Below are 20,847 nucleotides of genomic sequence, written 5' to 3' on the forward strand. Positions count from 1 at the left end.
GTGTCAGCTTCAGACGCCGTGTCGTCCATTCCGGCGGGCAAGATGCTCAATCTCCGCAGGCCCCTGATCATGGCGGGGGCGATCGGGGTATTGGGCATCATCGCCACCGCCGTGGCCGGGCACATCTGGATGGGCGTGTTCGGTGTCCTCGGCCTCGCCCTCGGTCTGCTGAACACCCGGCTGGTCCAGCGATCGGTTTCGCGTGCGACCATCACGGAAAATCCGAGCAAGCGCGCGCTGGCGTTCTCCGCGGTCGGCCGCCTCGCCATCATTTCGATTCTGGCGATCGGTCTCGCGCTGCTCATCCGCCCCGACGGTCTCGGGATCTTCGTGGGACTGGCCGTGTTCCAGTTCATCATCACCGCCAGTACGGCCGGGACAGTAGTTAAGGAGCTTCGCCAGCAATGACTGACCAAGTTCTCGCCGAGGGTGTCGAGGTCGGCCAGCACTCGACTTTCGAACTGTTCGGCATGACGTTCAACGCGGACACCATCATCGCGACCGTGATCGCCGCGGCGATCGTGATCGCACTCGGTTTCCTGCTGCGCGCGAAGGTCACTTCCGGTGTGCCGAGCGGAGTTCAGCTCGCCTGGGAGGCCGTCACCAACTGGGTCCGCGGTCAGGTGGAAAGCAGCATCGGCGTCCGGGTCGCGCCCTTCGTGGTGCCGCTGGCCGTGACGCTGTTCGTCTTCATCCTGGTCGCGAACTGGCTGTCGGTGCTGCCGGCGCAGACGAACAAGGACCTGATCCCGCCGCCGGCTTCGGACACGAACTTCACCTTCGCGCTGGCGCTTCTGGTGTTCGCGTGGACACACGTGGCCGGCGCACGCCGCCGCGGCGCGGGGGCGCACGCCAAGCAACTGGTCAAGGGACACGTCGCCTTCCTCGCCCCGATCAACATCATCGAGGAGATTTCCAAGCCGGTTTCGTTGTCCCTCCGGCTTTTCGGGAACGTGTTCGCGGGAACCATCCTGGTTTCGCTGATCTCGCTGTTCCCGGCCTACATCCTGTGGGCGCCGAACGCGATCTGGAAGTCCTTCGACCTGTTCGTTGGATTTATCCAGGCGTTCATCTTCGCGTTGCTCACGATCTTGTATTTCGGTCAGGCCATGGAGAAACATGAACACTGACAGACCATCTTCGAACCGTGACGTTGTCGGTCAGGCGAGTTCTCGAACGCGCCATCCGAAGGTACCCGATCTTGGGGGCAGGGCTTCCATCAGCGAAACGCGAGGGACGAGCGGAAGGCAAGCCCTGGCCACGAGATCGGGTGGGCGCGTTTGAAGAAAACACTGACGACATCGCATACAAGGCCTGACGGTTCGAAAAAGAGCGTTTCAAGAAAAATCGGTTAGGGAGAGTCATGGCAGACATCAACACGGCGATCACGATGGCTGGGGCCATGGTGGGTGGTGGCCTCATCCTGGGTGGTGGCGCGATCGGTGCCGGCATCGGTGACGGCTTGGCCGGTAGCCAGTTCATCGCCGGGATCGCCCGGCAGCCGGAGGCTCAGGGCCGGCTGTTCACCCCGTTCTTCATCACCGTCGGTCTGGTGGAAGCGGCGTACTTCATCAACCTGGCCTTCATGGCCCTGTTCGTCTTCTCCCTGGGCAAGGGCTGATCATGTCGGCCGAGGTTCACGCCGAGGGGAACAACTTCCTGCTCCCCAACGGCACCTTCTTCGTCGAGCTGATCATCTTCGGAATCGTGCTGCTGGTGATCTGGCGGTTCGTGCTGCCCCCGGTCCAGAAGGCCATGCGGGAACGGCACGACATGCTGCAAAAGCAGCTTGACGAGAACCGTGAGGCCTCGGAGAAGTTCGAAGCCGCCAAGACGAAGTACGCCGAGGAACTGGCGGAAGCGCGCGCGGAATCGAACCGTATCCGGGACGAAGCGCGACTCGAAGGCCAGAAGATCCTCGACGAACATCGTGAGCGGGCGCAGGCGGAGATCTCCGCCGTCCTGAGGCGCGGCGAGGAAGAACTCGCCGCGCAGCGGGAGCGCGCCATGCGCGAACTGCGGGAGTCGATCCCGGGGCTGTCCACCGCGTTGGCCGGCCGCGTGGTCGGCGAGGACGTCACGGCGGGCGACGCGCATCGCGCCACCGTCGATGCCTTCCTCGCGGAACTGGGCGCCGAGGCGACCGGAAAGGAAGCATGATGGACGTTGCCCGCTATATCGGCTCGCTGTTCGCGTTCGCGCTCATCATCGGCCTGCTCTGGTGGAAGGGTGCGCCTCCGGTCCGCAAGATGATGCGGGACCGCCAGGAGACGATCCGTCACCAGCTCGAGGAGGCCAAGCGCGCCGACGAGCGGCTGGCCGAAGCCGAGAAGGCCTACCAGAACGCGATCATGGAGGCGCGGACCGAGGCGGCGGTGATCCGCGACGCGGCCCGCGAGGACGCCCAGCGGATCGTCGAAGAGATGCGGACCCGCGCCGAGGCGGAGGTCGAGCGGATCAAGCAGCGCGGCGAAGAGCATCTCGTCCAGCAGCATCAGCAGCTCATCCGTGAGCTGCGGGTGCGGATCGGTGGTCTGGCCAGCGAACTCGCCGGACGGCTCGTGCGTGAGCACCTGGCTGCCGGTGACAACCGGTCGGCCACCGTGGACCGCTTCCTCGACGAGCTCGAAGCGGTGTCGGCGCGGGACGGCGAGACCGTCGCGGCCGGCTCCGCGGCGGGCAAGGGAGGGGCATGATGCACGCCACCAGTCGTGAATCCCTGGCCGCCGCCCGGCAACGGCTCGAAGAGCTCACGTCCGATGTGGACACCGGCGAGCTGCGACGGCTCGGCGGTGAGCTCACCGCGATCCTCGATGTGCTGCTGAACGAACGCGTGCTGCTGCGTCACCTGGCCGACCCGGCGACCGCCGCGTCGGCTCGCGGTGGCCTGGCCACGGGCGTCTTCGAAGGCAAGGTCGGCGAGTTCGCCTCCAACGCGCTGCGCGAGGTCGCGGTGCTGCGCTGGTCGACCTGGCGTGACCTGGCCGACGCGGTGGAGCTGCTCGCCCGGCAGGCGGTGCTCATCGCCGCCGAGCGCGAGAACACGCTCGACGAAACCGAGGACGAGTTGTTCCGGTTCGGGCGGGTGCTCGGTTCGGAGAACGAGCTTCGTTCGCTGCTGTCCGACGGGCAGACCCCGGCGGATCGCCGGCTCGGGCTGCTGCACACCGTGCTGGACGGCAAGGCGGGCCGCGACACCCTCGAACTGCTCGAGCAGGTCGTGCGGGTGCCCCGGGGCCGTAGCCTGGACGTAGTGGTCGGGCATCTGGCCGAACTCGCCGCGGCCCGGCGGCAGCGGACCGTCGCTCAGGTGAGCGCCGCCGCGCCGTTGACCGATGAGCAGGAAGAGCGGCTCGCTCGCGTGCTCTCGCAGGTCTACGGGCGGACGATCTCGGTGCAGGTGGAGCTCGACCCGGAGGTCCTCGGCGGTCTCGTGATCCGCGTCGGTGACGAGGTCATCGACGGCAGCGTGGCCAACCGGCTGGCGATGGCGGCCCGCGGGCTGCCCGCGTGAGCCGCGGCCGGAAACCCCAAGCAAAGATCAGAACCCACTAGAGCAGGGACGTTAAGACATGGCGGAGCTGACGATCTCCTCGGACGAGATCCGGAGCGCGATCGAGAACTATGTCTCCACTTTCTCGACCGAGACCTCGCGGGAAGAGGTCGGAACCGTCGTGGAGACCTACGACGGCATCGCGATCGTCGAAGGACTGCCTTCGGTGATGACGCAGGAACTGCTGGAGTTCCCCGGTGGCGTGCTCGGCGTCGCGCAGAACCTGGACGAGCGCGAAATCGGTGTCGTCATCCTCGGTGACTACGAAGGCATCGAAGAAGGCCAGGAGGTCAAGCGCACCGGCCGGGTGCTGTCCGTGCCGGTGGGTGACGCGTTCCTCGGCCGGGTCGTGGACCCGCTGGGCGCGCCGGTGGACGGGCTCGGTGAGATCGAGGCCGAGGAACAGCGCGTGCTGGAACTCCAGGCGCCGTCGGTGATGCAGCGCCAGCCCGTTTCGGAGCCGCTGCAGACCGGCATCAAGGCCATCGACTCGCAGACCCCGATCGGCCGTGGCCAGCGCCAGCTGATCATCGGTGACCGTAAGACCGGCAAGACCGCGGTCTGCGTCGACACCATCCTCAACCAGAAGGACAACTGGGCTTCGGGCGACCCGAAGCGGCAGGTCCGCTGCATCTACGTGGCGATCGGCCAGAAGGGCTCCACGATCGCCGCCGTGCGCCAGGCGCTGGAAGACGCGGGAGCGCTGGAGTACACCACCATCGTGGCGGCTCCGGCCTCGGACTCCGCGGGCTTCAAGTACATCGCCCCCTACACCGGGTCGGCGCTGGGCCAGCACTGGATGTACCAGGGCAAGCACGTTCTGATCGTGTTCGACGACCTGTCGAAGCAGGCCGAGGCCTACCGCGCGATCTCGCTGCTGCTGCGCCGCCCGCCGGGCCGTGAGGCCTACCCCGGCGACGTCTTCTACTTGCACTCGCGGCTGCTCGAGCGGTGCGCGAAGCTGTCGGACGACCTCGGTGCGGGTTCGATGACCGGGCTGCCGATCATCGAGACCAAGGCCAACGACGTGTCGGCCTACATCCCGACCAACGTCATCTCCATCACCGACGGGCAGTGCTTCCTGGAGACCGACCTGTTCAACCAGGGCGTGCGGCCGGCCATCAACGTCGGTATCTCGGTTTCCCGGGTCGGCGGTGACGCGCAGATCAAGGCGATGAAGCAGGTCGCGGGTTCGCTGCGGCTGGACCTCTCGCAGTACCGCGAGCTGGAGGCCTTCGCCGCCTTCGCCTCCGACCTCGACGCCGCGTCCAAGGCGCAGCTCGAGCGCGGTAGCCGTCTGGTGGAGCTGCTCAAGCAGCCGCAGTACACGCCGTTCCCGGTCGAGGAGCAGGTGGTGTCGATCTTCCTGGGCACCAACGGTCATCTCGACACGGTGCCCGTCGAGGACATCAGCCGGTTCGAGTCCGAGTTCCTGGACAACGTCCGGCACCACCACGAGGGCATCCTCGCCGACATCCGCGACACCCAGAAGCTGTCGGAGGAGAACGAGCAGCGCCTGGTCGACGCGGTGAACGAGTTCAAGAAGGGCTTCACCGCGACCGGCGGTGGCTCGGTGGTGAACGAGCCGCCCGCCGAGGCGATGGCCGAGTCCGAAGAGCAGCGCGAGTCGGTCAAGGTGAGCCGTCCCGCTCCCGCCAAGAAGTGATCGGATAGCCGAGGATGCCAGCACAGATTCGGGTACTGCGCCGAAGGATCCGCTCGACTCAGTCGATGCGGAAGATCACCAAGGCACAGGAGCTCATCGCCACGTCCCGCATCGCCAAGGCGCAGGCCAGGGTGGAGGCGGCCCGGCCGTACGCCGCGGAGATCACCAACGTGCTCACTGCGCTGGCGGACGCTTCGGGGCTCGACCACCCGCTTCTGGTCGAGCGTGAAACCCCGCGGCGAGCCGGGGTGCTCGTGATCACCTCCGACCGCGGCCTGTGCGGCGGCTACAACGCCAACGTGCTGCGCCGTGCGGAGGAGCTGCAGGCGCTGCTGCGCGAGCAGGGCAAGGAGCCGCACCTCTACGTCGTCGGCCGGAAGGGCCTCAACTACTACCGCTTCCGTCAGCGGGAGGTCGAGGCCAACTGGACGGGGTTCTCCGAACAGCCGGCCTACGCCAACGCGGCGGAGATCACCGGGCCGCTGGTCCGGGCTTTCCGTGCCGGTTCCGAGGAAGACGAGGAAGCCCGTAATTCCTACCTGCCCGAGGGCCAGGAAGAGACGAACCGGCTGGCCGGCGTGGACGAACTGCACGTGGTCTACACGGAGTTCAAGACCATGCTGAGCCAGACGGCGGTCGCCAAGCGGCTCGCGCCGCTGGAGGTCGAATACGGCGCCACGGACGTGGCGAAGACCCTGTACGAATTCGAGCCGGACGCCGACGAGCTGTTCCGGTCGCTCGTGCCGAAGTACCTCGGGACGCGGATCTTCGCGGCGCTGCTGGAGTCGGCGGCATCGGAGTCGGCCTCGCGCCGTCGGGCGATGAAGTCCGCCACGGACAACGCCAACGACCTGATCCGCGACCTCACCCTCGAGGCCAACCGGGCCCGCCAGGCCCAGATCACCCAGGAGATCAGCGAGATCGTCGGCGGTGTCGACGCGCTCGCCGCCGCAGGAAGTGACAACTGACATGAGTGCACCCGCAGCTTTTTCCGAGAGTTCCACGACCGGCAAGGGCATCGGCCGCGTGGTCCGGGTAACCGGCCCGGTGGTCGACGTCGAGTTCCCGCGTGACTCCGTTCCCGCCCTGTTCAACGCGCTCAAGGTGGAGATCGAACTCCGCGAGCTGGCCAAGACGCTGACCCTCGAGGTCGCTCAGCACCTGGGTGACAACCTCGTGCGCGCGGTCTCCATGCAGCCGACCGACGGTCTGGTCCGTGGCGTCGAGGTGACCGACACCGGTTCCGCCATTTCGGTGCCGGTCGGTGACGAGGTCAAGGGCCACGTGTTCAACACGCTGGGCGAGTGCCTCGACGAGCCGGGCTTCGGCGCCGACCTGGAGCACTGGAGCATCCACCGCAAGGCGCCGGCGTTCGACCAGCTCGAAGGCCGCACCGAGATGCTGGAGACCGGCCTGAAGGTGGTCGACCTGCTCACCCCGTACGTGCGTGGTGGGAAGATCGGCCTGTTCGGCGGTGCCGGCGTGGGCAAGACGGTGCTGATCCAGGAGATGATCAACCGTATCGCCCGCAACTTCGGTGGTACCTCCGTCTTCGCCGGCGTCGGCGAGCGCACCCGTGAGGGCACGGACCTGATCCTGGAACTGCGCGACGCGGACGTCATCAAGAACACCGCGCTGGTCTACGGCCAGATGGACGAGCCGCCCGGCACCCGTATGCGGGTCGCGCTGTCCGCGCTCACGATGGCGGAGTACTTCCGTGACGTGAAGAACCAGGACGTGCTGCTGTTCATCGACAACATCTTCCGGTTCACCCAGGCGGGTTCGGAGGTGTCGACCCTGCTCGGCCGGATGCCCTCCGCGGTGGGTTACCAGCCGACGCTGGCCGACGAGATGGGTGAGCTGCAGGAACGGATCACCTCGACCCGTGGCCGGTCGATCACCTCGATGCAGGCGATCTACGTGCCCGCGGACGACTACACCGACCCGGCGCCGGCGACCACGTTCGCCCACCTGGACGCCACCACGGAGCTTTCCCGGACGGTGTTCTCCAAGGGCATCTTCCCGGCGGTGGACCCGCTGGCCTCCAGCTCCACCATCCTCGACCCGCAGATCGTCGGCGAGGAGCACTACCGGGTCGCCCAGGAGGTCATCCGGATCCTCCAGCGCTACCAGGACCTCCAGGACATCATCGCCATCCTCGGGATCGACGAACTGTCCGAAGAGGACAAGCAGCTGGTCGGCCGGGCGCGCCGGATCGAGCGTTTCCTGTCGCAGAACATGATGGCGGCCGAGCAGTTCACCGGCCAGCCGGGTTCGAACGTGCCGCTCAAGGACAACATCGAGGCGTTCGACAAGATCACCAAGGGTGAGTACGACCACCTGCCCGAGCAGGCGTTCCACCTGGTCGGCGGTCTGGAAGACGTCGAGAAGAAGGCCCACGAGCTCAGCAAGTAGGCGACTGCCTCGGGCGGCGGAAGCGGGTTGGGGAACCTCCCGCTTCCGCCGCCGAACCTAAGCAAGCAAGGAGTTTCCCGTGGCTGAGATGTCCGTCCGGCTGGTGGCGGTCGAGCGGGAGGTGTGGTCCGGACAGGCCACCTTCGTGTTCGCGCGGACCACGATCGGTGAGATCGGTGTGCTGCCCCACCACCTGCCCATGCTCGCCGAGCTGACCGAGGGCGAGATGGTCCGCATCGACGCGACCGAAGGCGACGTGGTCCACGCCGCGGTGCACGGCGGGTTCATCTCGGTGACCGAGGAAGGCGTCAGCATCCTCGCGGAGTCGGCGGAACTGCGGGACGAGATCGACGTCGAGCAGGCGCGAGTCGATCTCCAGTCCGACGACGAGGAGTTGCGTCTCAAGGCACGCGCGCGGTTGCACGCCGCCGGTCACGAAGCCTGAACCGGCCACCTTGTAGAATTCGCTCCACGGGCAGATGAGAAGGAGGCTGACATGGTTGATCGCTCTATAAGGCCGGTCGCCTCCGCGCACGCGGTCTGACCGGCGACGAGCGGGAGCGGGCCGTGGAAATCGCCGTGGTGATCCTGGTTCTCCTGCTCGGTCTGGCCGCCCTCGCGGCGTGGTACGGCCTGCGCTGGGTGCGAATGCGCCGTAACGGGGGCGTCAGCGTCGCCCTTCGTTGGAATCCCGACAATGTCCGGGCCGGCTGGCATCTCGGTATCGGCCGGTACGAGGGCGAAGTGTTCGCCTGGTACCGCGTGTGGAGCCTGCGCACCGGTCCGGACCGCGTGTTCGCCCGTGAGAAGCTGCTGGTCTCCGGCCGCCGTGATCCCGCAGGGACCGAGGCCTATGCCGTTCCCGGTGACGCCACCGTGTTGCGCTGCGAATCCGCGGGCACCGACCCCATCGAGTTCGCGATGGGACCCGGCGCGTTGACCGGGTTCCTGTCGTGGCTCGAATCGACCCCGCCCGGCCGCCGTATTCCCCGGGCGTCCTGAGCCTTTTCCTCTCTCGCATTACCTCGCGGGTAATCGCGCCGCGTCACGCTCCGGCCTAACTTGTGTTGTGTGACAACGTTTCCGGCGCGAGGAGGGGCCGAGATGACCGCACGACACCAACGGCCGGACCGGGGCGAGCATCGCTTGCTGCGACTCGTCCTCCGGATGGATCAGGCGGGTTCCGCCGCGTTCATCGTGATCGCTCTGGGCTTCGCACCGGCGTGGGTGCTGGTGCCGTCCTTGCGTTGGGCAGTGGTGTGGGTGGTGATCACCTTCGCCGTGGCCCTCGCGGCTCTGGGCGTTTGCATGGCCTGGGGCCTCACCCGGTCGAGCGTGCGCGGAGACGAGGTCTCCCAGCGCATCTGGCGGTCAATCCTCGGTTTCTCCGCCGGGCCGCCACAGGACGTCGCCCTCGGGGTTCGCGACTCGCGCGAGGATGAACAGCAGGTCGGACAGGCGGTTGAGGTAGACGACCGCCAGCGTGTTCGTGCGCTCGGCGTCGGCCTCGACGAGAGCCCAGCCGCTGCGTTCGGCCCTTCGCGTGGTGGTGCGCGCCTGGTGGAGGAACGCGGCCCCGGGAGTTCCCCCCGGAAGGATGAACGAGGTGAGCTTGGGCAGTCGCTCGTTGAACTCGTCGCACCAGGCTTCCAGCCGTTCCAGGTACGGGGTCGTGATCCGCAGCGGCGGGTAGGGCGGGTCGGGGACCACCGGCGAGCACAGGTCGGCACCGACGTCGAACAGGTCGTTCTGCACCCGGCGGAGCACGATGGCGATCTCCTCGGGCAGTCCGCCCAGCGCCAGGGCCAGCCCCAGCGTGGAGTTCGCCTCGTCGACGTCGGCGTAGGCCGCGAGCCGTGGATCGGTCTTCGGCACCCGTGACCCGTCCCCGAGCGCCGTCGTGCCCTTGTCGCCGACCTTCGTGTACACCCGGTTGATTCGCACCGCCATGCCCCCACCCTAATGCGCGGTTCGTGGCGGTGCGGGGATCACCGGCAGCGCCGACGGCGGCATCATCGGACGGGCCGATCCACGGGGTACCCGAGGAGCTTTGCACCCAATGGGCCGACCATCCCCGAACCGATTTTTCCGTAATCGTCGCCAATTCGGCGCCGCACAGGGTGGTCTGCTTCGCCGACATCTTTCGGGTCCGCATCGATAAGCGTTAGCCAGTCCTAGGACTGTTCGAACAGGCGCATCGAGTCGGGGGTGACGAAGCACAGGGCCGGGTCGACGCGTGACTGGACCTCTCGCACCAGGGCGCGTCCGCCCCGCCAGTCACCGGGGCGGAGCGTGATCGCGCCACCGTGGTGACCGAAGAGATGCAGGATGGGCAGCCTGCCGTCGGTCTGCTCGACGCCCACTCCGGCCAGATCGTCGTACCGCACAACGGAATGCGGGACGGCCGCTCCTTCGTAGCGGGTGGAAAGCCCCTCGTCGCCGACGACGAGCCGAAAACCGTGCGGCGCCGTCGAGCCGACCAGCGCGCGCTTGATCTCCCTGCCTTCGACGGCGGGGAGCGGACTGCCCGGCAGTTCGGGCAGATCGGCCGGAAGCCGCCGTTCGGGGCCGCAGATCACGAGCCCGTCCGCCAGTTCCTCCGCCGCCTTCGCCACCTGGGCGGCATCGAGCCCGCCCAGCACGGCGCGCTGGTGCGCCACCGCCGAGGTCCATCCGGTCAGTTCGCTCATCGCCGCGTCGACCGCGCGGTGACTCGCGAACTCCGGGTCACCGAGCTGCTGGGCCAGGCTCGCCCGGTCGGCCGTGAGTTCCTCGTCGGTGGGACCCGTGCGCGCGAGTTCGGCCAGTTCGGTGCGGATCATCTCGACCACGAGGGCGGCGTGCCGGTCACCGACATCGGTGCCGAACCCGAGCACCGCCCGCTGCCCGTCGACCGGCTGGTGGTCGAAGGCGATGGTGCGGGCGGGTCCGTCGAGTTGCCGCAGCCGGCCGGTCAGGCGCGTGATCAGTACCCCGGCAGCGCACGCCATCGGCGCCGTCCAGGCCACCAGCGCGCACCCCACGACGCCGTTCGGGATCACGCTCTTGGCCGGTGTCCGCAGCTCGAAGGGAACGGCCATGGGCGGCTGGTGCCGACGGCCGTCCGGCAGGGGCAGCCGCAGCCCGTCGGGCGGAGGTCCGGACAACGCGAGGGCGGCGTTGCCCCGCTGGAACCTTTCGGCGCACCATTCGCGTACGCGCTCCGCGCTCGCGTGCACCGCCGCGAGCCGCACGTTTCCACTGAGCCCGTATGCCTGGTTGCCGAACCACAGCGACGACGGCAGCCACGCGGTCGCTCCGGGCCCCTGACTCGCGGTCAGTCGCGTGCGCTCCAGATCGAGGGGTCCGGTGTCGAGACCATTGAGCGAGGCGCACATCCGGTAAAGGTGCTCGGCAACGGTGGCCGCCGAACCGGTGACATCGAAACTGGTGTGCAGGACGCCGGTATTCGCGTCGTTGTCGTACCGGGAAGTCCGCAGCGGGCGCATCGCGAGATGTTCGACCAGATGAGTGATTCCGGTTTCCAGGAACGTCTCGTGGGCGACGCCCACTCCGAAGATCAGGCTTGCCCTGAGACGACCCGGTGCGCGGTGCCAGAAAACCGGTACGCCGTCGACCTCGGTGCGGTGAACTTCTGGCAGGGACGGGGCCACCAGTTCGCTCAAAGTTCCCCCAAAAGGGCTATACGACGGGCGTATATCGTTCCGCGATGGCGTAGTGTTTCACACTTTCGACTGACCAGGCATGCCAATCTATGTCCGTGCCCCGCCGATCGGGTGAGGACCGGGGCGGGCATGATGACGGCCATGAGCGAGCACTTCGACGTGCATGGTGGCGCCCGGCTGGTCGGCGAGGTCGAGGTCGTCGGGGCCAAGAACAGCGTCCTCAAACTGATGGCGGCCGCGCTGCTCGCCGAGGGCACGACCACGATCACCAACTGCCCGCAGATCCTCGATGTCCCGTTGATGGCGGATGTGCTGCGCAGTGTCGGCTGCGAGGTCGCCATCGACGGCGACACCGCGCGCATCACCACGCCGTCCGAGTTGTCGCACCGAGCAGACTCGCCGGCGATGGGCAAGCTACGCGCCTCGGTGTGCGTGCTCGGGCCCCTCGTGGGCAGACTGAAGCGGGCCGTGGTCGCCCTGCCCGGCGGTGACGCGATCGGTTCGCGCCCGCTGGACATGCACCAGAACGGCCTTCGTGCGCTGGGCGCGACCAGTTCGATCGAGCACGGCTGCGTGGTCGCCAAGGCCGACGAACTGCGCGGAGCGCAGATCTGGCTGGACTTCCCGAGCGTCGGCGCCACCGAGAACATCCTGATGGCCGCGGTGCTCGCCGAGGGCACCACGGTGATCGACAACGCCGCGCGCGAGCCGGAGATCGCCGACATCTGCATGATGCTGACCCGGATGGGCGCCAAGATCGAAGGCGCCGGCACGTCCACCCTGACCGTGCACGGGACGGAGCGGCTGCATCCGGCCGAGCATCGCGTGATCGGTGATCGGATCGTGGGCGCGACCTGGGCCTTCGCCGCGGCCATGACCCGCGGCGACCTCACCGTCCGCGGGGTGAATCCGCATCATCTCGATCTCGTCCTGGACAAGCTCAGGCTGGCCGGGGCGGACGTCACGCCGTTCGACGACGAGGGCTTCCGCGTCGTTCAGGCGGGCAGGCCGAAGGCGGTGGACTTCGTCACGCTGCCGTATCCGGGCTTCGCCACCGACCTGCAGCCCTTCGCGGTCGCGCTGTCCTCGGTGTCCGAGGGCACCTCGATGATCACCGAGAACGTCTACGAGGCGAGGTTCCGGTTCATCGACGAGATGGTGCGGATGGGTGCCGACGCGCGGACCGACGGCCATCACGCCGTGGTGCGCGGCGTGGAGACGCTGTCCAGCGCGCCGGTGTGGGCTTCGGACATCCGCGCGGGTGCCGGCCTGGTGCTCGCGGGGCTGTGCGCGGACGGCGTCACCGAGGTGTGGGACGTGTTCCACATCGATCGCGGCTACCCGCATTTCGTGGAGAACCTCAACCGCCTCGGGGCCCGGATCGAACGGGTCGACGGCGAGCCGGACCGGTAAATCAGGAGTCGACAGCGAGGGCGACGCCGAAGCCGATCAGAGCGGTGCCGGTGAGGGCATCCAGGGATCGGCGCACGCGTCGCCGCCGCAACACCGCGCGCACGCGGTGCACCACCAGCATCAGCAGCAGCAACCAGAGGCTGCCCAGCACGGCGACCGTGAAGGCGAGCAGAAGCGCGTCTCCGGTAGTGGAGCGCACGGGGTCGAGAAACTGGGGGAGCACCGACAGGTAGAGCGCGAGGACCTTCGGATTCGTCGTGTTGGACAGGAATCCCTCCCGCCAGCGGCGGAACCCCGAGGAGCGCGAACCCATCTCGTCGAGCATCCGGTAGTCGCCGCGGCGTGCCGAGCGAAGGGCCTGGACACCGAGGTAGCACAGGTAGGCGACGCCGGCCCACCGCAGCGTGACGAACAACGGCTGTGATCGCACAATGAGAGTGCCCAGCCCGAGCGCGACGGCGGTGCCCTGGACGACGTTGCCCGTGGCGATCCCGGCGGTGGCGAGCAGACCGCCCCGTGTCCCGCCCGCGAGCGCGTTCTTGAGCATGACCATCGTGTCCGGCCCGGGGGCCAGCACGACCAGGACGACGAAGATCAGATACACGCCATAGGAACTCCACGTCACGCCTGGCCACGCTACCGCCCGCGACGGTGACTTTCCCTCGTGCGCACGAAGTTACCGGCAAGTAGGATCGAAGGCCGAAGCCCTGGAGGTGCACCGTGCCCTATCCCACGGATCGTGAGCGCGACCGCCCCTGGGTGATGCGCACCTACGCCGGGCATTCCTCGGCGACCGCGTCCAACGCGCTCTACCGGCGCAACCTCGCCAAGGGACAGACCGGCCTGTCGGTGGCCTTCGACCTGCCGACCCAGACCGGGTACGACCCCGACCACCCGTTGGCCAAGGGTGAGGTCGGCAAGGTCGGCGTGCCCATCGCGCACGTCGGCGACATGCGGGCGCTGTTCGACGGCATTCCGCTCGCCGAGGCGAACACCTCGATGACGATCAACGCGCCCGCGATGTGGCTGCTCGCGCTCTACGTCACCGTCGCGAGAGAGCAGGCGGGCGACGACTCGGAGGAGGCACTGAGCAGGCTTTCCGGGACCACGCAGAACGACATCATCAAGGAGTACCTCTCCCGCGGCACCTATATCTTCCCGCCCGCGCCGAGCCTGCGGCTGACCACCGACATGATCGTCTGGACCGTGCACCACCTGCCCCGGTGGAACCCGATCAACATCTGCAGTTACCACCTACAGGAGGCGGGGGCGACGCCGGTGCAGGAAGTCGCCTACGCGCTGTGCGCGGCGATGGCGGTGCTCGACGCGGTCCGCGATTCGGGCCAGATCGACGAAGCGGGCCTCAGCAAGGTCGTCGCGCGGATTTCGTTCTTCGTCAACGCCGGTCTGCGGTTCGTCGAGGAAATGTGCAAGATGCGTGCCTTCGCGACCTTGTGGGACGAGATCACGCGGGAACGCTACGGCGTCACCGACCCGAAGGCACGACGCCTGCGTTACGGCGTCCAGGTCAACTCCCTCGGACTCACCGAGGCGCAGCCCGAAAACAATGTGCAGCGAATCGTGCTGGAAATGCTCGCGGTGTCGCTCTCGCGTGACGCTCGTGCCCGGGCGATCCAATTGCCGGCCTGGAACGAGGCGCTGGGGCTGCCCCGGCCGTGGGACCAGCAGTGGGCCCTGCGCATGCAGCAGGTGCTCGCGTACGAGACGGATCTGCTGGAGTACGAGGACATCTTCGCCGGTTCATGCGTCGTGGAGTCCAAAGTGGCCGAAATCGTGGCCGGTGCGCGCAAAGAGATCGGGCGTGTCCAGGAAATGGGCGGCGCGGTGGCCGCGGTGGAAAACGGTTACATGAAATCCCAGCTCGTTTCCGCGCTCGCCGGATACCGGCGCGGCGTGGAATCCGGCGAGCGGATCGTGGTCGGGGTCAACAGGTTCGACACCACCGAGCCGAGCCCGTTGCAGGCCGAAGGAGCCAAGGCGATCGAAACCATCGATCCCGCCGTGGGAAAGCGGGCGGCGGCCGCGATCGAGGAATGGCGGCAGCGACGGGACAACACGGCCGTGCGGGAGGCGCTGGAAGAGTTGCGGCGGGTCGCGAAGACCACGGAGAACCTGTTCGGGCCCACCCTCGCCTGCGCTCGCGCCGGAGTGACCACCGGTGAATGGGCGGGCGCGCTCCGTGACACCTTCGGGGAATACCGGGCGCCCACCGGAGTGGCCGGCGCTTCGGCCGGCGGCCGGGGCGACGAACTCGCGCGGGTTCGCGAACGGGTCAGGCAGACCGGGGAACGGCTCGGCGAGCGACTGCGCATTCTGGTCGGCAAGCCCGGTCTCGACGGGCATTCCAACGGCGCGGAGCAGGTGGCCGTGCGTGCCCGTGACGCCGGTTTCGAGGTGATCTACCAGGGAATCCGGCTCACTCCGGAGCAGATCGTCGCGGCCGCGGTGCAGGAGGGCGTGCACGTGGTGGGGCTTTCCGTGCTTTCCGGTTCACACCTGGAGATCGTGCCCGAAGTGGTGGACAGGCTCCGCGCGGCGGGTGCCGGTGACATCCCGGTGGTGGTCGGCGGGATCATCCCGGCCGCGGACGCCGAGGTGCTCCGCGAGCGGGGTGTCGCCCGGGTCTTCACGCCCAAGGATTTCGCGTTGACCGACATCATGGACGAGATCGTCACCGTCATTTCCGAAACTCAGCGCGCATAAGTCGCTACGCTCTGAAACGTAATTTGCTCATGCGGCACATACCTTCTACGTTCAGTGAACGGAGTAGACCGAAAAAGGGGTGCGGCTATGGCGTACGGTCAGTGGACGCGACGGGAACTTTTCAGGTGGTCGGCATTCGCCGGTGTCGGTATTACGGCACTCGCCGCCTGTCAGAGCACGAACTCCGGCGACACGTTGCAGGCGGCACAGAACTCGAAGACGATCAAGATCGGCATCGCCAACGAGGCGCCCTACGGGTTCGCGGACTCGTCCGGAAACGTCACCGGCGAGGCGCCGAACGTGGCGAAAGCGGTGTTCCAGGCGCTGGGTATCACCTCCGTGCAGGCCAGCGTCGTCCCCTTCGACCAGTTGATTCCGGCCCTGAACGCGAAGCAGTTCGACGTCGTGGCCGCCGGCATGAACATCACGCCCGCGCGCTGCAAGGCGGCCCTGTTCTCGAATCCGGACTATTCGGCACTGACCGCCTTGCTGGTGCCGGCCGGCAACCCGCAAAAAGTTCTGACATTGCAGGACGTCGCCGCGAAAAATCTCAACGTCGCGGTGCTCTCGGCCGCGGTGGAAAAGGGTTACGCGACGGCCGCCGGAGTGCCGGAAAGCAACATCGTCGTCCTCGACACGCAGGACAACATGCTTCGTGCGGTGACCACGGGCAGGGTCTACTGCGCGGCATTAACCGACATCTCTCTTAAATGGTTGGTGAAACAGAACCCTGGTGCCGGCGTCGAAGTGACACCCGGATTCACGCCCACGCAGAACGGCAAGCCGGTCATCTCCGCCGGTGGGTTCGTGTTCCGCCAGTCGGACACGTCGTTGCAGCAGGCCTTCAACACGCAGCTGGGTAACGTGCACAGCAGCGGCCAGTGGCTGACGATCGCGTCCCCCTTCGGGTTCTCCCAGGCCAACCTGCCCAGTCCGAGCCTGACGACCAGTCAGTTGTGCGCCGCCTGACGGTGGGAAAAGACCGTGGGCGCGCCATATTCGAATATCCTTTCGGCGATCCTCACCGGGTTGCCGGTGACCATCGCCGCGACGATCGGCGGCATCCTGCTGACCATCGTGCTGGCGTTCGTCGCCGGGCTGGGCATGCTGTCGCCGTCACGGACCGTCCGGGTCATCGCCCGGATCTACGTCGAGGGCTTCCGCGGAACTTCCGAAGTGGTGCAGTTGTTCTGGCTGTACTTCGTACTTCCGGCACTGGTGGGGCTCCAACTGATCCCGCTGTACGCGGGGATCCTCGTGCTTGGCCTGAACCATGGCGCCTACGGCGCGGAGATCGTGCGCGGGGCGGTGCAGTCGGTGCCCAAGGCGCAACGCGAGGGCGCCACCGCGCTGTGCTTCAGCCCGGCGCAGCGGATGTTCCGCGTGCTTCTGCCGCAGGCGATCGTGGAGATGCTTCCGCCGTTCAACAACCTGTTCATCCAGCTGATGAAGAGCACGGCGTTGCTGTACTTCATCTCGGCGGGGGAGATCACCGAAAAAGGAGAGTTGCTCCGCCCGGTCTACGGGAGCAATCTCGTCTTCATCTACGGCGTCGAACTCCTCTGCTACCTGGCGATCGCGGTCCTCATCACCGTCGTGATGCGGGCTCTCGAACGGATCACGGCACGCCGGCTCGGACGTAGGGTGATACCGCGGTCGAAGCTGTTCGGTCGCGCGGCCACGGCGGGGGTGGGCTGATGACCTGGGACTGGTCGAACGCCTACGCGTCGATTCCCTTGCTGCTCACCGGACTCGCGGTGACGCTGGAACTCACCGTGGTCGGTTCGGCGCTGGCCTACGTGCTGGGCCTGATGCTGACGCTGTTGCGCCAGTCGCGGATTCCGGTGCTCAGCCAGGCCGTGTACCTGTTCGTCGAACTGGTGCGCAGCACGCCGCTGCTGATCCAGGTGTTCGTGATCTTCTACTTGGTCTGGCCACTTCTGGGAGTCAAACCGTCTCCGTTCGCCACCGGTGTGCTCGCCCTCGGGGTCCATTACGCCACCTACACCTCGGAGGTGTACCGCGCGGGCATCGACGCGGTCCCGAAAGGACAGTGGGAGGCCGCGCGTGCGCTGAGCCTGCCCCGTGCCCGGGTGTGGACCGGGATCGTCCTGCCCCAGGCGGTGCCTCGAGTGCTCCCCGCGCTGGGGAACTACACCATCTCGATGTTCAAGGAAACGCCGCTGCTGCTCGCGATCGGCGTGCTCGACGTGCTCAACCGGGCCAAGGAACAGGGTGCCGAGACCTTCCGGGTGATCGAGCCCTACACGCTGGCGGGCCTGATGTTCCTGGCGATCAGCTATCCGTCGTCGATTCTGGTGAGAAGGTTGGAACGCCGTGTCGGACACCTCTGAAATGGTCCGGTTCTCCCGGGTGCTCAAGAAATACGGCGACAACGTCGTGTTGCGTGACCTGGACTTCACCGTCGCGCCCGGCGAGTTCGTGACCCTGATCGGCCCGAGCGGTTCGGGCAAGACGACGATCCTGCGCCTGCTGATGATGCTGGAACACATCGACGGCGGAACCATCCACGTCGCCGGAGAATGCATCACCCACGTCGAGCGCGACGGCAAACTGGTGCCTGCCAACGAGAAACACCAGCGCCGGATGCGCCGCCAGATCGGCATGGTGTTCCAGCAGTTCAACCTGTTCCCCAACATGAGCGTCCTGCAGAACATCACCGAGGCTCCGGTCCGCGCGCTCAAACTGTCCAAAGGGGAGGCCGAGGCCCGTGCCGTCGATCTGCTGGAAATGGTGGGCCTGAGCGACAAGGCGGATGCCCACCCGAGCCGGCTCTCCGGCGGGCAGCAGCAGCGGGTCGCCATCGCCCGCGCGCTGGCGATGCGCCCGAAGGTGATGCTGCTCGACGAGGTCACCTCCGCTCTCGACCCCGAACTGATCGCCGGAGTGCTGAAGCTGCTGAAGGACATCGCGTCGACCACGGACATCACGTTCCTCTGCGTCACCCACGAGATGCAGTTCGCGCGCGATGTCTCGGACCGCGTGATGATGTTCGACCACGGCCAGATCATCGAAAGCGCCCCGCCCGACGAGTTGTTCACCGCGCCCTCGCACGCCCGGACCCGCGAATTCCTCCAAGCCGTGCTGAACCGCGCCTGACCGGTCCAGGCCGTTTTGTACCGAATGGGCGAACGGTGATAGTCGTATTGGGCGACCATCCGCCGATCGGACGTCCTGAACCAGGGAAATGGGGTTTACTGGGAAGCCGGACTGTAGGTCGACGGGGGACAGGATGGTCGAGGCTGTGCGTGGGGTGGACGGCGGAACAAGGTCGACGAACAGCATGGCAGGTTCGGTCGCCGGTTCCCTCGTTCAGGCGGGAACGATACAGGCGGTCCATTTTCATTCTCGATGGGATCGGCTCGTGCCGGCTCAGCTTCCGGCGGCACCTGCGGTTTTTTCGGGACGACAGCAGGAAGCGGCCGAACTGGATGAATGTCTCACCGGGGGCCGCCACTCGCCGTTGGCTGTTCTCAGTGGACCTGGCGGTATCGGCAAGACCGCGCTGGCTTTGCACTGGTTGCACAGGAAACGGCCGGAGTTTCCGGATGGTCAACTCTATGCCGACCTCGGCGCGTTCGATCCGGCGGGACCGGTGACGCCGGAAACAGCGCTTCACTGGTTCCTCGCGGCGCTGGGTGTACCGGCTGGTGAAATTCCGGAAAGTCTTGCCGAGAAACAAGCGTACTTTCGCTCTTTGACGGCAGACCTTGCGATTTCTCTGCTTTTGGACAACGCCGTTTCCGTCCGGCAGGTGCTACCATTGTTGCCCGCGACCGGTGTCGGGATCACCATCGTGACCAGCAGATGGCGCCTCGCCGGGCTCGCGACTCATGGCCGGTACATCGAATTGTCCCACTTCGACTCGAATCAGTCGGTGGCCGTTCTCACCGAGTTGATCGGCGCCCAGCGGGTGTCCAACGAACCCACGGCCGCGGACCGGTTGGCAGCGGCCTGTGCTGGATTGCCCATCGCGCTTTCAATGGTGGCGGCAAGGTTGTGTACCCGGCCCCGGCGCAGTCTCGAGAGAGAAGCCGTCGCACTGGAAGAGCGGTCCCGGCTGTTGCGCGTCTCCACCGAAGATTCGCCTCTGCATGCTGTTTTCGACGCCTCTGCCGGCCAGTTGTCCAGCGCGGGCCGGGCAGTTTACCAACTGTGCGGCTTGCTTCCGGCCAACGGTTTCGGCAGTGATGTCATCACCGACGTGACCGAGTCGATCGTCGGCGAAATTGAGGACGGGCTCGAAGAGCTCGTGGACGGCAACCTTGTCGTCGAAGACGATCGGGAACGTTTTCACCTGCACGACCTGGTGAAAGAGCACGCTTCGAGCTGGGCCAAGGAGAATATCCCGGAACTCGAACGCGAGACGTTGCGCAAGGCGATTGTCGAATGGTACCTGGCGATGACGGTCATGGCTGACGCGGTCGTGCATCCTTACCGCTGGCGGGTAAGTCGCCGATACCAGGCCGACCCGTTGCCGCATCGGCGATTCAGTCAGCGCAGCGCGGCGATGAATTGGCTAGAGCGAGAACGTACGGCGGTCCGTGGAGCATTGTGGGTAGCCGTTCGGAATGAATGGCATGATCTTGTCTGGGAATTCGGTGAGGCATTGTGGGGATTCTTTCTCCATCATCGTGACTACCAGGACTGGATCAATATTCAGGAAAAGGGGATCGAGGCGGCCGCTATCGTCGGACATCGGCTGGCGGAAGCGCGGTTGCACTCCCAGTTGGCGTACGCGCTGGCGAAGATCGGGCGTTACCAAGCGGCGATCGCTCACAACGAGACGGCGATGCGCCTCGGCGAGAGCGAAGAGCACGACCCGACCGTGGCGACCGCCTGGTCACAGCTCGGGCGCGCGAAACGCGGGCTCGGCGATCTGACTGGCGCACTGGCCTGCTACCGGAAGGCCGCCGCGATTCAGGAGCGGGCGCGTATCCCCCGAGGAGTTGCCTTGGCTCGTCGGCGTGCCGGTGACGTACTGGCCCGGCTGGAGCGATTCGACGAAGCGATCACCGAGTTGCTGGAAGCATCACGAGTCATGTGGGACCTGGGTGATGAAGCGCAATACGCTCGCACGTTGACCATCATGGGACCGCTGTACCAGCGGCTGAATCGCGGTGACGAGGGCCTCCGTGTGCTGAGTGAGGCGCTGGAGCGGATGCGGAAGCTGGAGTCGCCGCACTACACGGCCGAGGCGTTGTTCGCGTTGGCGGAATTCGCAGTGGCCCGAGGCGACATCGAGGCGGCGCGCGAACATTTCGCGGAGGCGAAGGAGCTTTACGATTCCATGCGCGACCCCCGCGGCGACGAGGTCGCTTCGCGCCTGGCGCAGCTAGTAATCCCCGAGGCGTAGGCGAGCGCTGCCAACGGCATCGCCGGCATTTGGC

Annotated in this window: 22 protein-coding genes; 18 read left to right on the top strand and 4 right to left on the bottom strand. The window is 66.7% G+C overall.

The window, feature by feature from the left end; genetic code table 11:
- The 11 genes from ACFSXZ_RS32435 to ACFSXZ_RS32485 all read left to right on the top strand — a co-directional run bounded on the left by ACFSXZ_RS32435 (nt 1) and on the right by ACFSXZ_RS32485 (nt 8,636).
- Nucleotides 1–408, top strand: coding sequence for a hypothetical protein (locus tag ACFSXZ_RS32435; RefSeq protein WP_378269421.1), 408 nt, complete (start codon nt 1–3; stop codon nt 406–408).
- Nucleotides 405–1,130: a F0F1 ATP synthase subunit A gene (atpB, locus tag ACFSXZ_RS32440; protein ID WP_378269422.1), complete on the top strand. Its 726-nt coding sequence runs from the start codon at nt 405–407 to the stop codon at nt 1,128–1,130. Before ACFSXZ_RS32435 ends, atpB begins: the two co-directional genes overlap by 4 nt.
- 233 nt (nt 1,131–1,363) lie before the next feature.
- Nucleotides 1,364–1,621, top strand: a complete 258-nt coding sequence (locus ACFSXZ_RS32445) for a F0F1 ATP synthase subunit C (RefSeq protein ID WP_144640247.1) — start codon at nt 1,364–1,366, stop codon at nt 1,619–1,621.
- A gap of 2 nt (nt 1,622–1,623) precedes the next feature.
- Nucleotides 1,624–2,160: a F0F1 ATP synthase subunit B gene (locus ACFSXZ_RS32450; RefSeq protein ID WP_378269424.1), complete on the top strand. Its 537-nt coding sequence runs from the start codon at nt 1,624–1,626 to the stop codon at nt 2,158–2,160.
- Entirely contained in the window at nt 2,157–2,696 is a 540-nt protein-coding gene (gene atpF, locus ACFSXZ_RS32455; protein ID WP_378269425.1) for a F0F1 ATP synthase subunit B, read from the top strand. The genes ACFSXZ_RS32450 and atpF overlap by 4 nt, the downstream gene beginning before the upstream one ends.
- Complete coding sequence (locus tag ACFSXZ_RS32460) at nt 2,693–3,514, top strand: F0F1 ATP synthase subunit delta (RefSeq protein WP_378269427.1); 822 nt, start codon at nt 2,693–2,695, stop codon at nt 3,512–3,514. The genes atpF and ACFSXZ_RS32460 overlap by 4 nt, the downstream gene beginning before the upstream one ends.
- Nucleotides 3,515–3,572: 58 nt before the next feature.
- Nucleotides 3,573–5,219 (top strand): F0F1 ATP synthase subunit alpha, encoded by a 1,647-nt coding sequence (gene atpA / locus ACFSXZ_RS32465; RefSeq protein WP_378269429.1) that lies wholly within the window; start codon nt 3,573–3,575, stop codon nt 5,217–5,219.
- 14 nt (nt 5,220–5,233) lie between these two features.
- The gene (locus ACFSXZ_RS32470; RefSeq protein WP_378269431.1) at nt 5,234–6,187 is read left to right on the top strand and encodes a F0F1 ATP synthase subunit gamma; all 954 of its coding nucleotides are present in this window, start codon (nt 5,234–5,236) and stop codon (nt 6,185–6,187) included.
- A gap of 1 nt (nt 6,188) precedes the next feature.
- Nucleotides 6,189–7,634, top strand: coding sequence for a F0F1 ATP synthase subunit beta (gene atpD / locus ACFSXZ_RS32475; RefSeq protein WP_378269433.1), 1,446 nt, complete (start codon nt 6,189–6,191; stop codon nt 7,632–7,634).
- A 79-nt stretch (nt 7,635–7,713) separates the two neighbouring features.
- Nucleotides 7,714–8,079 (top strand): F0F1 ATP synthase subunit epsilon, encoded by a 366-nt coding sequence (locus ACFSXZ_RS32480; protein WP_378269435.1) that lies wholly within the window; start codon nt 7,714–7,716, stop codon nt 8,077–8,079.
- Between the two features lie 122 nt (nt 8,080–8,201).
- Nucleotides 8,202–8,636, top strand: a complete 435-nt coding sequence (locus ACFSXZ_RS32485) for a DUF2550 domain-containing protein (protein ID WP_378269436.1) — start codon at nt 8,202–8,204, stop codon at nt 8,634–8,636.
- Between the two features lie 170 nt (nt 8,637–8,806).
- Here ACFSXZ_RS32485 and ACFSXZ_RS32490 read toward each other — a convergent pair whose 3' ends face one another.
- The 3 genes from ACFSXZ_RS32490 to ACFSXZ_RS32500 form a co-directional block, all read right to left on the bottom strand.
- Entirely contained in the window at nt 8,807–8,998 is a 192-nt protein-coding gene (locus ACFSXZ_RS32490) for a hypothetical protein (RefSeq protein ID WP_378269438.1), read from the bottom strand.
- Nucleotides 8,999–9,005: 7 nt separating this feature from the next.
- Complete coding sequence (locus ACFSXZ_RS32495) at nt 9,006–9,584, bottom strand: cob(I)yrinic acid a,c-diamide adenosyltransferase (RefSeq protein ID WP_378269440.1); 579 nt, start codon at nt 9,582–9,584, stop codon at nt 9,006–9,008.
- A 224-nt stretch (nt 9,585–9,808) separates the two neighbouring features.
- Nucleotides 9,809–11,299 (bottom strand): insulinase family protein, encoded by a 1,491-nt coding sequence (locus ACFSXZ_RS32500; RefSeq protein WP_378269441.1) that lies wholly within the window; start codon nt 11,297–11,299, stop codon nt 9,809–9,811.
- 141 nt (nt 11,300–11,440) lie between these two features.
- Between ACFSXZ_RS32500 and murA the strand changes: the two genes are divergently transcribed.
- Complete coding sequence (gene murA / locus ACFSXZ_RS32505) at nt 11,441–12,712, top strand: UDP-N-acetylglucosamine 1-carboxyvinyltransferase (protein WP_378269442.1); 1,272 nt, start codon at nt 11,441–11,443, stop codon at nt 12,710–12,712.
- 1 nt (nt 12,713) lies between these two features.
- Here murA and ACFSXZ_RS32510 read toward each other — a convergent pair whose 3' ends face one another.
- Nucleotides 12,714–13,337 carry a LysE family translocator gene (locus tag ACFSXZ_RS32510; protein WP_378269444.1) on the bottom strand — a complete coding sequence of 208 codons (624 nt, stop codon included), beginning with the start codon at nt 13,335–13,337 and terminating at the stop codon, nt 12,714–12,716.
- Between the two features lie 95 nt (nt 13,338–13,432).
- On the opposite strand from ACFSXZ_RS32510, the gene ACFSXZ_RS32515 reads away from it, so the two are divergent.
- The 6 genes from ACFSXZ_RS32515 (at nt 13,433) to ACFSXZ_RS32540 (ending at nt 20,813) form a co-directional block, all read left to right on the top strand.
- On the top strand, nt 13,433–15,436 hold the full coding sequence (locus ACFSXZ_RS32515) for a protein meaA (RefSeq protein ID WP_378269445.1): 2,004 nt from the start codon (nt 13,433–13,435) through the stop codon (nt 15,434–15,436).
- An 87-nt stretch (nt 15,437–15,523) separates the two neighbouring features.
- Nucleotides 15,524–16,405, top strand: a complete 882-nt coding sequence (gene ehuB / locus ACFSXZ_RS32520; protein ID WP_378269447.1) for an ectoine/hydroxyectoine ABC transporter substrate-binding protein EhuB — start codon at nt 15,524–15,526, stop codon at nt 16,403–16,405.
- Between the two features lie 15 nt (nt 16,406–16,420).
- Entirely contained in the window at nt 16,421–17,134 is a 714-nt protein-coding gene (ehuC, locus tag ACFSXZ_RS32525) for an ectoine/hydroxyectoine ABC transporter permease subunit EhuC (RefSeq protein ID WP_378269449.1), read from the top strand.
- Complete coding sequence (gene ehuD, locus ACFSXZ_RS32530; RefSeq protein WP_378269451.1) at nt 17,134–17,790, top strand: ectoine/hydroxyectoine ABC transporter permease subunit EhuD; 657 nt, start codon at nt 17,134–17,136, stop codon at nt 17,788–17,790. Before ehuC ends, ehuD begins: the two co-directional genes overlap by 1 nt.
- A 1-nt stretch (nt 17,791) precedes the next feature.
- Entirely contained in the window at nt 17,792–18,556 is a 765-nt protein-coding gene (ehuA, locus tag ACFSXZ_RS32535; RefSeq protein WP_378270077.1) for an ectoine/hydroxyectoine ABC transporter ATP-binding protein EhuA, read from the top strand.
- A 184-nt stretch (nt 18,557–18,740) separates the two neighbouring features.
- Nucleotides 18,741–20,813, top strand: coding sequence for a tetratricopeptide repeat protein (locus ACFSXZ_RS32540; RefSeq protein WP_378269453.1), 2,073 nt, complete (start codon nt 18,741–18,743; stop codon nt 20,811–20,813).
- Nucleotides 20,814–20,847 lie beyond the last annotated feature (34 nt).

The organism is Amycolatopsis pigmentata, assembly GCF_042684065.1.
GTDB classification, from domain to species: domain Bacteria; phylum Actinomycetota; class Actinomycetes; order Mycobacteriales; family Pseudonocardiaceae; genus Amycolatopsis_E; species Amycolatopsis_E pigmentata.

What these genes read in the sequence shown, in the direction of transcription:
- ACFSXZ_RS32540 (WP_378269453.1), top strand. Translation starts at nt 18,741, where the DNA reads ATGGCAGGTTCGGTCGCCGGTTCCCTCGTTCAGGCGGGAACGATACAG.
- ehuA (WP_378270077.1), top strand. Translation starts at nt 17,792, where the DNA reads ATGGTCCGGTTCTCCCGGGTGCTCAAGAAATACGGCGACAACGTCGTG.
- ACFSXZ_RS32470 (WP_378269431.1), top strand. Translation starts at nt 5,234, where the DNA reads ATGCCAGCACAGATTCGGGTACTGCGCCGAAGGATCCGCTCGACTCAG.
- atpF (WP_378269425.1), top strand. Translation starts at nt 2,157, where the DNA reads ATGATGGACGTTGCCCGCTATATCGGCTCGCTGTTCGCGTTCGCGCTC.
- ACFSXZ_RS32450 (WP_378269424.1), top strand. Translation starts at nt 1,624, where the DNA reads ATGTCGGCCGAGGTTCACGCCGAGGGGAACAACTTCCTGCTCCCCAAC.
- ACFSXZ_RS32460 (WP_378269427.1), top strand. Translation starts at nt 2,693, where the DNA reads ATGATGCACGCCACCAGTCGTGAATCCCTGGCCGCCGCCCGGCAACGG.
- ehuB (WP_378269447.1), top strand. Translation starts at nt 15,524, where the DNA reads ATGGCGTACGGTCAGTGGACGCGACGGGAACTTTTCAGGTGGTCGGCA.
- atpD (WP_378269433.1), top strand. Translation starts at nt 6,189, where the DNA reads ATGAGTGCACCCGCAGCTTTTTCCGAGAGTTCCACGACCGGCAAGGGC.
- ehuD (WP_378269451.1), top strand. Translation starts at nt 17,134, where the DNA reads ATGACCTGGGACTGGTCGAACGCCTACGCGTCGATTCCCTTGCTGCTC.
- ACFSXZ_RS32445 (WP_144640247.1), top strand. Translation starts at nt 1,364, where the DNA reads ATGGCAGACATCAACACGGCGATCACGATGGCTGGGGCCATGGTGGGT.
- ACFSXZ_RS32495 (WP_378269440.1), bottom strand. Translation starts at nt 9,584, where the DNA reads ATGGCGGTGCGAATCAACCGGGTGTACACGAAGGTCGGCGACAAGGGC.
- murA (WP_378269442.1), top strand. Translation starts at nt 11,441, where the DNA reads ATGAGCGAGCACTTCGACGTGCATGGTGGCGCCCGGCTGGTCGGCGAG.
- atpA (WP_378269429.1), top strand. Translation starts at nt 3,573, where the DNA reads ATGGCGGAGCTGACGATCTCCTCGGACGAGATCCGGAGCGCGATCGAG.
- atpB (WP_378269422.1), top strand. Translation starts at nt 405, where the DNA reads ATGACTGACCAAGTTCTCGCCGAGGGTGTCGAGGTCGGCCAGCACTCG.
- ACFSXZ_RS32490 (WP_378269438.1), bottom strand. Translation starts at nt 8,998, where the DNA reads ATGCGCTGGGAGACCTCGTCTCCGCGCACGCTCGACCGGGTGAGGCCC.